Below are 8,956 nucleotides of genomic sequence, written 5' to 3'. Positions count from 1 at the left end.
CGTGCAGAAACCGTAGAACAATTAGCCCAAAAAGCAACTTTAGGTAATTTACTGTCTATAATTTCTCCCCCCTCCCCCCCTCCCCCACTCCCCCTCTTCCCCCCTCCCCTCCTCCTCTCCTCCGTTGTTCCCAGTCAAACGCAGATTTGGCAAAGTTACCCTAATGTTCGCGTTATTACTCTAGACCAAGTACCTATAAAAGGAATGTATCCGACATTAGGAATTGACCGTGCCTTGAGTTTATATGGTGCTGGAAGGACTTTTGGCTTTCCGATGTTAGTTATTGATGCGGGGACAGCACTGACATTTACAGGTGCTGATAGTAACCAAAGTTTAGTAGGGGGCGCAATTTTACCGGGATTAAATTTGCAGTTTGCGAGTCTTGCTCAAAAAACCGGACAATTACCACTTGTAGAGTTACCCCAGGAACTACCTCGGAGGTATGCTCTAAATACAGAAGAGGCGATCGCTAGTGGGATAATTTATACGTTAGTAGCGGGAATCAAAGACTTTGTTGAAGCTTGGTGGTGCGATTTTCCTGAAAGTAAGGTTGCGATTAAAGGAGGCTCAAGCACGTTAATAGTAAATTATATGCGATCGCAGTATCCGGAAATTGCAGCGCGGTTGATTGTGGAACCGAATTTGATATTTTGGGGAATGCGATCGCTATTTTTTTTAGATGGCTAACGGCTTTTTTGTGTTCTTCTTGCGTTTGAGTTGTAAACCTACACCTGCAATAGTTTAAGTTCAGACGCATTTAAATTCCTTATGTGAGGTCTACCATACGATTATGGGGATTTCAAGAGAGAAAAAGTTAAGAAAAAAACTGCTTAATTTTAAGTTACATCAATCTAATGGGAAAATTTTCCGGAAAACTGCATATTTAGAAGACAAAATCTTGTTAGTGGAAGCATATATTCAAAAAATACTTTTTTTCCACTTAAAGAATAATTATTTAACGAACCGCGTACTGCTAGCCTTTGGCTTCTCCAACGGAGTATGCGCTTATCCGCAGACTAGACGCGTTCGCGCAGCGTCTCCGACAGGAGAAGGACACGAATGAGGTATTTGGCAAGATGTCCTAACTGTTTTAGGTGAACTTCGCCGCAATAAGCATCAAGATACCGCATTAGCCGCTGATTGGAAAGATTTGTTAAGTTCTGTGGAGTTGTGGAATATTGTCAGTGAACCGATTGTACGATGATTCCCCGCACGCGAAAACTCCGCGTACCCTTGCGCTTACCTTTGCGCTACAAGTGCGTTGAAAAACGCGCTCGTGCTGTACTTACATTTCCAAATATTGCATAAATGATGTTTATTTATCCCTATATTTTAATTTAATTATATTCGCAGCATCAAGGAAAACAGATGACATTTAACTTGAAAAATTACACTGTACTAGCTTTTACCCTGCTATCACTTAGCGGATGTTCGACTAATAAATTATTAACCACTGCACCTCAAACAAAGTCTGATAATTCTGCTGTTATTGAGCCAGTCGTCAGCGATAAAACACTTAATACTTCTGTAACAAAACAAGCGCTTGTACCTCCAGATAACCCAGACAAAGTTACTAACGCCAAAGTTTTACAATACGTTAAATTGCTAACAGCAAAGGGATTTCCCGGCAAAAATCAAGGAGTGTGGATTCAATCTGAAAATACTCTTTTAGCTAATCATCAAGGTACAGTGCCTTTACCTGCTGCTTCGCTCTCTAAAGTAGCAACAACTCTGATAGCTTTGCAAACTTTCGGAGCAGAACACCAGTTTATCACGCGCATTGGGGCAACCGGACCAATTAAAGACGGAGTATTAAAAGGTGACTTGATTGTTGAAGGTGCAGAAGATCCGTTTTTTGTTTGGGAAGAAGCGATCGCTCTTGGCAATATCTTAAATCAAATAGGCATCAAACAAGTGACTGGTAATTTGGTAATTGTCGGTAAATTATACATGAATTTTAAAGACGATCCACTGACTACAGGAAATTTTCTCAAACAAAGCTTCAACTCTCAGATTTGGTCAGCAGAAGTTAAAACAGTACATCAAAGTTTACCCCCAGGCACACCACAACCCCAAATTATAATTAATGGTATAACGAAATCCTTATCTGCATCTCCTAGGAACTTACAGCCTTTAGTACAGCATTATTCTTATCCCCTTGCCGAACTTCTCAAAAAGATGAATCTTTATAGCAACAACTTCATGGCTGATAAACTGGCTGATGCGGTTGGTGGAGCAAAAGTAGTAGCACAAAAAGCAGCTATTACAACCGGGATACCAACAGCAGAAATTCAATTAGTAAATGGTTCTGGTTTAGCTATAGAAAATCGAATTTCTCCCCGTGCTGTATGTGCCATGTTTATAGCAATTGAGAAATATCTTCAGCCTCAGAATATGACAATTGCAGATGTGTTTACAATTGTCGGACAAGATAAAGGTATTTTAGACAAGCGTCCGCTGCCAAAATTTGCAGTAGTGAAAACGGGCAGTTTTGATAATACTAGTAATTTAGCCGGAGCCTTACCAACTGAAAAAGAGAAAACTGTATGGTTTGTAGTTATGAATTCTGATGGCAAATTGGACAATCTCAATAGCGATAAAAAAGCTGCCGGAAAAAGTTTTGAGTATTTCCGGACTCAGCAAGATGCTCTTTTAAAAAGTTTTGCGAACAAGTGGGGAACAGTTAAAACTCAACCAAGCGAGTTAACACCTAATCCAGAAAGAAATAGCAAAACTTCTCGTAATGAGATAGTGAAAAAATAAGATACCCGACTTCGCTCTTTGTTGTCGGGGATCTGAAGATTGTCTAAGTGCGATCGCTACAAGATGCAGGATTAAATAAAGGAACCTGCGGATTGACAGCAGATGCATCAGCCACCAAAGTTACATTACCATTGTACATCGTTAGCATTGATAGTCGAAGAACCGCCCTTGCCTGCTCCCAATGCCTAATGCCTAACAACTATCAAGCAACAACCAACAACTATCAACCAACAACCATCAACCATCAACTATCAACCAACAACCAACAACTAACAACCAACAACTAACAATATTATTTGTTGTCCTTTTTCTGTTTATCCTGCAAACTGCTGGCTTGTTTCAGCACCGGAATGCACTGGTTAATCATCCACATTAAAACCTCGATTGGTGAGTCTCCTTGCTGAAGACGATTTTCGGCTTGGACGCCAATTAGTGTTGTTTGCAGAATTAACAAGAAAGCGATCGCTCTTTGAGTTGCACTTTTACCAGGTTTTTTAACAGACATCTCATTCACCTTGTTTTTTGGTTAACTAGGTGAATTATTTTTTTGGGTATTTCCCTATGCCACTCCCCAAGCAGCGTCTATAATGCTTATATCGTCAGGTTTTGCAGCTTGGGGAAGCTTGTTTGTTTGGGCAATTAATAATTCTTTCGATTTTCTTTATATTTGACTGATGTCAAGAAATATTCGTTGGGATGAATTAACTTTAAAGAATGTACTAAGTCTGGTAGAAGCATTGCTGCAACTGTCGGAACAGCAAGACTGTGAGTCAAAACTTCCATTTTGCGTTGTCTGGAATGCTGATAAGCTGCGAATCACAGGATATAAAAGCGAACAGATAAGAGGAAAGAGAAGCAAAACAAATGAAGTTGGTACAAAGCAGGAATATTTACTCAACCAAATTAAAAATGCTGGTAAAAGTTTAAAACTTCCCCACCTAAAAGCCGAATCTAGCCTTAGTCCCAAAGAAAGAGAATTACAAGAACTTCAAGCTGCACTCGACTGCTTGAAAGAGTTGGGAGTGCGAGAAGACGAACGAGCTAACAAGAATCAAGGCTATTGGAAATTTATTCTCACGTTGAAACATCAGACGGCAACAAGAGAAGAAAATCTAGAGGTGGTTAAGCAGAAGTGGAAGCAACACCCAAAGACAAATTCTTCAACAGTATCTCAGACACAAACAGCAGATAAAAGCTTCGATTGGCAAGAAATCTGCGGCACCATGCTGGAAAAGCACAAGCGTCTGACCACAGATCAGTTACTCTGTGATAATGAACACATGAAATTTGAGGTAAACCAAATTCATGTCCCTTTAGCACTCGTGCAGCGTACCAAAACCGAGAAGAAACAAGATACTAAGCCAGAACAAGGTTCCCAACTTTACAAACCGAGTTATGAAGAGAAGCCGCTTACCAAAACTGATAACCGCAATCAAGATACTAAGCCACAACAAGATTCCCGACTTGACGAACCGAGTTATGAAGAAAAGCAGCAGCGGTTTGAACATCAAGATTTTTTAGAGAAAATTATCCGTGATGGCGATGGTAAAACCAAAGGACACCGCATCGCTTTAATTGGGGAACCGGGTGCGGGAAAAACTACTCAGTTGCAAACTATAGCTTTCTGGATATTAGAAAACAAACTCGGTTTACCAATTTGGATTTCTTTAGCAGACTTGCAAACAAAGAGTGTAAAAGATTATTTACTGCAAAATTGGCTGGAGGATTCTTTACAACCGGTAGAAGATGTAAAAGAAGAAGAGAAAAAGGCTTTTGCAGATTTATTCAAGAATAATTCTGTGTGGTTGTTGTTGGATGCAGCAGATGAAATGTCCTCACCCGAACCGTTAACTAAGATTTCCGAGCAGTTGACGGGATGGGTGAAAAATGCACGGGTTGTACTGACTTGTCGGATGAATGTTTGGCAAGCAGACGGCGGGGCGTTAGCAGACTTCGAGACGTATCGGTTGCTGGACTTTGACTATCCGCAACAGGTGCAAGAGTTTATCCAGAAGTGGTTTGAGTCTCGGAACCTCACCCCCCAGCCCCCTCTCCTTGTTAAGGAGAGGGGGAGTGAAAACAAGGAGAGGGGGAGTGAAAACAAGGGAGAGGAGTTATGGACACAGTTAAATCAACCAGAACGTCAGCGCATCAAAGATTTAGTTAAAAATCCTTTGCGATTAGCGCTGTTGTGTAGCACTTGGCAAAGTTCCGATGGAGGTTTACCAGAAATGAAAGCCGGACTTTATCAGCAGTTTGTCCAAGAGTTTTACAACTGGAAAAAAAAGCGCTTTCGCACGACTCCAAAGCAGCGACAAACACTAAACGCGGCGCTGGGAGGTTTGTCAAAAAAGGCAATTGACGGAGAAACTTCTCGCTTTCGTTTGCGCTATGAGTTTGTAAGTAATGAATTGGGCGATCCAGAGGAGGAGGGTTCTCTATTTTGGTTAGCGTTAAAGTTGGGATGGCTTAATGAAGTTGGAATCGCTGCGGAATCAACAACCAAACAGAGAGTTTACGCTTTCTACCATCCCACATTTGAGGAATATTTTGCAGCCTTGGCGGTTGATGATTGGGACTTCTTTCTACCCCGCGCTCATGATAATAATAATCCACAGCCAGTTGCAGAAAGATACCGTATTTTTGAACCGCAGTGGAAGGAGGTGATTTTGCTGTGGTTGGGGCGCGAGGATGTGGAGAACCAGGAGAAAGAGGAATTTATTCAGGCGTTAGTGAAATTTAAGGATGGCTGCGGAGAATTTAGTGCTATTGAAAAAGTAAAAAGAGGATTTTACGAGTTTCGCGCTTATTTTCTCGCTGCTGCGGGAATTGCTGAGTTTAAAGATTATACCAAGGCAGATGCAATTGTGGCGGACATCATGAAGTGGGGCTTTGGCGAGTTTGAAGTTGAACAAAACGAGCAGGTGAGCTTTATGAAGTGGGGCTTTGGCAACGAGCTGATCAGCTTTCTCTACCCAATCGCAGAGGGAGCAAGAACAGCACTGACTCAGACAAATCGCATAAAAGCAATTGATGCCTTGGTTAAGTTTATCGACGACAACCCAAAGTATTTGCCTTATGGTGGTTTTACCACAGACTCAGCAGCAGCAGAAATCTTAGGGAAAATTGATCCAAGCAACGAAAAAGCGATCATGGTAAATGACAAGCCAAAACTGGATGATGATGACTACGGAATCCCAACATTCCCATTACCGAAATATAGCTTGGAAATTGACAATTTATTATCACAACTGGATTATAACGATGCGGTGGAGTCAATCTACAACGTGGTGAAGTTAATCAAGTACAACGAACTAATAGTAAATTTCGATGTTTTTGATTCTAACCCCAGCGAAGCGGAAGAAAGCTTAGAGGAAATTGGCTCAGGTAACGACGAAAAAACAATTGATTTCTTGGTAGAGTTAATTCGCAAGCCAAAACTGGATGATTATACCCGAAGCAAAGCGGCAGAAATCTTAGGGAAAATTGGCTCAGATAACCAAAAAGCAATTGATGCTTTGGTAGAGTTAATTCGCAACCCAGAACTGTATAATTTTACCCGAATTCTAGCGGCATATAGCTTAGGGAAAATTGACCCAGGCAACCAAGAAGCAATTAATTTCTTGGTAGAGTTAATCGACAACCCAGAACTGTATAATTTTACCCGAATTCTAGCGGCATATAGCTTAGGGAAAATTGACCCAGGCAACCAAGAAGCAATTAATTTCTTGGTAGAGTTAATTCGCAATTCACAATGGAATGATTCTACCGGAAGCAATGCGGCAGAAATCTTAGGGAAAATTGACTCTAGCAACGAAAACGCAATTGATGCTTTGGTAAAGTTAATCGACAACCCAGAACTGGATAATTCTAGCCGAATTCTAGCGGCGTATAGCTTAGAGAAAATTGATCCAGGTAAGGAAAAAGCGATCGCTACTTTGGTGGAGTTAATTTGCAAACCAGAACTGGATAATTCTACCCGAAGCAAAGCGGTAGAAAGCTTAGGGAAAATTAGCTCAGGCAACGAAAAAGCAATTGATGCCTTAGTGGAGTTAATTGACAACCCAGAACAGCATTATTATTTTGGCTTTAAAGAAGCGGTAGTAATCTTAGGGAAAATTGGCTCAGATAAACAAAAAGCAATTAATGCCTTGGTGAAGTTAATTGACAACCCACCACTGCATTATTATGCCTTCAGGGAAGCGGCAAAAAGCTTAGAGGAAATTGGCTCAGGCAACGAAAACGCAATTGATGCTTTGGTGAAGTTAATTCGCAACCCACAACTGCATTGTGATACCCTCAGACAAGCGCTATACTGCTTAAGGAAAATTGGCTCTGGGAACCAAAACGCAATTAATGGCTTGGTGGAGTTAATTGACAACTCAAAACTGCATTATTTTGCCCTCAGCGAAGCGGCATATTGCTTAGGGGAAATTGGCTCTGGCAACGAAAAAGCAAACGAAAAAGTAATTGATGCCTTGGTGAAGTTAATTCGCAACCCACAACTGCATTATGATACCCGAAGAGCAGCGGCAGAAAGCTTAGGGGAAATTGGCTCAGGTAACAAAAACGCAATTAATGCCTTGGTGGAGTTAATCGCTAACCCACAACTGCATTATGATACCCGAAGACACCCAGTAAAAAGCTTGGGGAAAATTCTGTCAGAGGAACAGATGCCAAGTGTCGTCACCGGGCTGAAAAATTGTCTATCAGATGCAACTTACGAAAATGACTTTGAGCGATTTGATAATTGCTACTCCCTCATCTGGAACTGCGCCCAAAGTATGCCCTACCCCGCTTTTTATCAAGCTTGGCATCAGCAAGAGAAAGTGAAAGATGGAGAGTAGGAAAGAAAAATACTTTCTCCAGCCAAAACCGAAATCATACACATCTCACCTCGCGGTAAGTTTTGCTCCACATTACATTCCTTTAACCTGACATCTTGCACCAATCCCAACAACCGCCTTAGAATTCATTCTAAGGCTAATAGCTAAAGTCGTCTTTAGACGACTAGATAAAGGTTTTAGTCCACTTAAGTGGACTTGAGCTATAAGCTATCGAGTTTTAACTCTGGGCGGGTCTGAACGCTAATTGAGAATAGTGCAAGATATTAGTTTAACCGCACTCTTCATTTTTTCACTAATTCTCGAAGTTTGACCTTCTGAGGCTCAACGTTGACCTTCTGAAGCTCAAGTTTCACCTTCTGAGGCTCAACGTTGACCTTCTGAGGCTCAACGTTGACCTTCTGAGGCTCAAGTTTCACCTTCTGAAGCTCAACTTTGATGTTCAGAAGCTCAACTTTGATGTTCAGAGGCTCAAGTTTCACCTTCTGAAGCTCAAGTTTCACCTTCTGAGGGAGCATCCCAATTTACCGCAATACCCTAGAAGGGTATCGCTATACGCACGAAGCCTGCCTTCGCAGGCTGTGAGTATTCAAGCCTGCGAAGGCAGGCTTTGTTTATTTAGCCCCAGGCTTATAGCCTGAGGGCTTTTTGCCAAATTGGGATGCTCCGTGTTCCGAACTCAAATAATATACAATTTATCGTATGTTCGCCTTTTGAAAGACTTGCTCAACAGTAAATTCTAATCCCGCAAACAGCGAATCTGTAAGCAATTCATCTCCCATATAAGTCACAGGTGCCGCATCTGGATAAAAAACAGTGATGCTTCTAGCTTTAGTATCTACCACCCACACCCGCAGCACCTTAGCATCTAAATAGTCTTTTGCTTTGGCTGCCATTTGTCCAAAGGTTTGTCCGGGGGAAATAATTTCAATTACCAAATCAGGTGGAACAGAACACGCTCCGTCTTCATCCCAATCGGTGGGTAAACGTTCATTGGAAATGTACAATAAATCAGGTGTCGGAACCCAATCTCTACCACGACGGGTTAATACAACAGCCAATGCTGGACAAATCTCACCTTTGTCCTCAGACCAATTATCAAGCAGATAGAGAAAGGTGCGAGTAAGTTTAGAGTGAAAAAACGTGTGTGATACTTTCGGAATTGCTTGTCCATCAATGAGTTCGTAAGTGATATCTCCCTCACCTGGGGGAAGATTCAAAAACTCTTGCAAGGTTAGTTGATTGTTAGCTGAGAGTATCATGACACAAGTCGGCTGGCGGTTAGTTTTAATTGTAATGTGGTTAAAACTGATATAGCGGTTATTGGTTGAGTCCAATACACTCGTAGG

General features: G+C 41.5%; 8 protein-coding genes. 5 read left to right on the top strand and 3 right to left on the bottom strand.

Features of this window, described 5'->3' with window-relative positions; all coding sequences use genetic code 11:
• The 4 genes from AABK37_RS25660 to AABK37_RS25645 all read left to right on the top strand — a co-directional run.
• The coding region (locus AABK37_RS25660) for a pantothenate kinase (protein WP_432554340.1) at positions 1 to 687 on the top strand (687 nt) is incomplete at its 5' end.
• A gap of 379 nt (positions 688 to 1,066) precedes the next feature.
• Positions 1,067 to 1,204, top strand: a complete 138-nt coding sequence (locus tag AABK37_RS25655) for a DUF928 domain-containing protein (RefSeq protein WP_432554343.1) — start codon at positions 1,067 to 1,069, stop codon at positions 1,202 to 1,204.
• Between the two features lie 164 nt (positions 1,205 to 1,368).
• The gene (locus tag AABK37_RS25650; RefSeq protein WP_432554339.1) at positions 1,369 to 2,763 is read left to right on the top strand and encodes a D-alanyl-D-alanine carboxypeptidase; all 1,395 of its coding nucleotides are present in this window, start codon (positions 1,369 to 1,371) and stop codon (positions 2,761 to 2,763) included.
• 47 nt (positions 2,764 to 2,810) lie between these two features.
• A complete protein-coding gene (locus AABK37_RS25645) occupies positions 2,811 to 3,050 on the top strand; it encodes a hypothetical protein (RefSeq protein WP_432554338.1) in 240 nt (79 codons plus the stop codon).
• Positions 3,051 to 3,055: 5 nt separating this feature from the next.
• Here AABK37_RS25645 and AABK37_RS25640 read toward each other — a convergent pair whose 3' ends face one another.
• Positions 3,056 to 3,268 (bottom strand): hypothetical protein, encoded by a 213-nt coding sequence (locus tag AABK37_RS25640; protein ID WP_432554337.1) that lies wholly within the window; start codon positions 3,266 to 3,268, stop codon positions 3,056 to 3,058.
• A 169-nt stretch (positions 3,269 to 3,437) separates the two neighbouring features.
• Between AABK37_RS25640 and AABK37_RS25635 the strand changes: the two genes are divergently transcribed.
• Positions 3,438 to 7,610 carry a HEAT repeat domain-containing protein gene (locus tag AABK37_RS25635; RefSeq protein WP_432554336.1) on the top strand — a complete coding sequence of 1,391 codons (4,173 nt, stop codon included), beginning with the start codon at positions 3,438 to 3,440 and terminating at the stop codon, positions 7,608 to 7,610.
• Positions 7,611 to 7,891: 281 nt separating this feature from the next.
• Here the strand turns inward: AABK37_RS25635 and AABK37_RS25630 are convergent, their stop codons facing one another.
• Both AABK37_RS25630 and AABK37_RS25625 read right to left on the bottom strand, forming a co-directional pair.
• Entirely contained in the window at positions 7,892 to 8,125 is a 234-nt protein-coding gene (locus tag AABK37_RS25630) for a hypothetical protein (RefSeq protein WP_432554335.1), read from the bottom strand.
• A 177-nt stretch (positions 8,126 to 8,302) separates the two neighbouring features.
• Complete coding sequence (locus tag AABK37_RS25625) at positions 8,303 to 8,869, bottom strand: Uma2 family endonuclease (protein ID WP_432554342.1); 567 nt, start codon at positions 8,867 to 8,869, stop codon at positions 8,303 to 8,305.
• Positions 8,870 to 8,956 lie beyond the last annotated feature (87 nt).

It is taken from the genome of Tolypothrix sp. VBCCA 56010, assembly GCF_050875635.1.
In the GTDB taxonomy this organism is placed as follows: Bacteria; Cyanobacteriota; Cyanobacteriia; order Cyanobacteriales; family Nostocaceae; genus Hassallia.
The sequence above is the reverse complement of the archived record's forward strand: the minus strand, read 5'-3'. Positions and strand labels throughout refer to the sequence as shown.

Coding starts and splice junctions, on each gene's coding strand:
- AABK37_RS25625 (WP_432554342.1), bottom strand. CDS start 8,869: ATGATACTCTCAGCTAACAATCAACTAACCTTGCAAGAGTTTTTGAAT.
- AABK37_RS25635 (WP_432554336.1), top strand. CDS start 3,438: ATGTCAAGAAATATTCGTTGGGATGAATTAACTTTAAAGAATGTACTA.
- AABK37_RS25630 (WP_432554335.1), bottom strand. CDS start 8,125: ATGCTCCCTCAGAAGGTGAAACTTGAGCTTCAGAAGGTGAAACTTGAG.
- AABK37_RS25650 (WP_432554339.1), top strand. CDS start 1,369: ATGACATTTAACTTGAAAAATTACACTGTACTAGCTTTTACCCTGCTA.
- AABK37_RS25640 (WP_432554337.1), bottom strand. CDS start 3,268: ATGTCTGTTAAAAAACCTGGTAAAAGTGCAACTCAAAGAGCGATCGCT.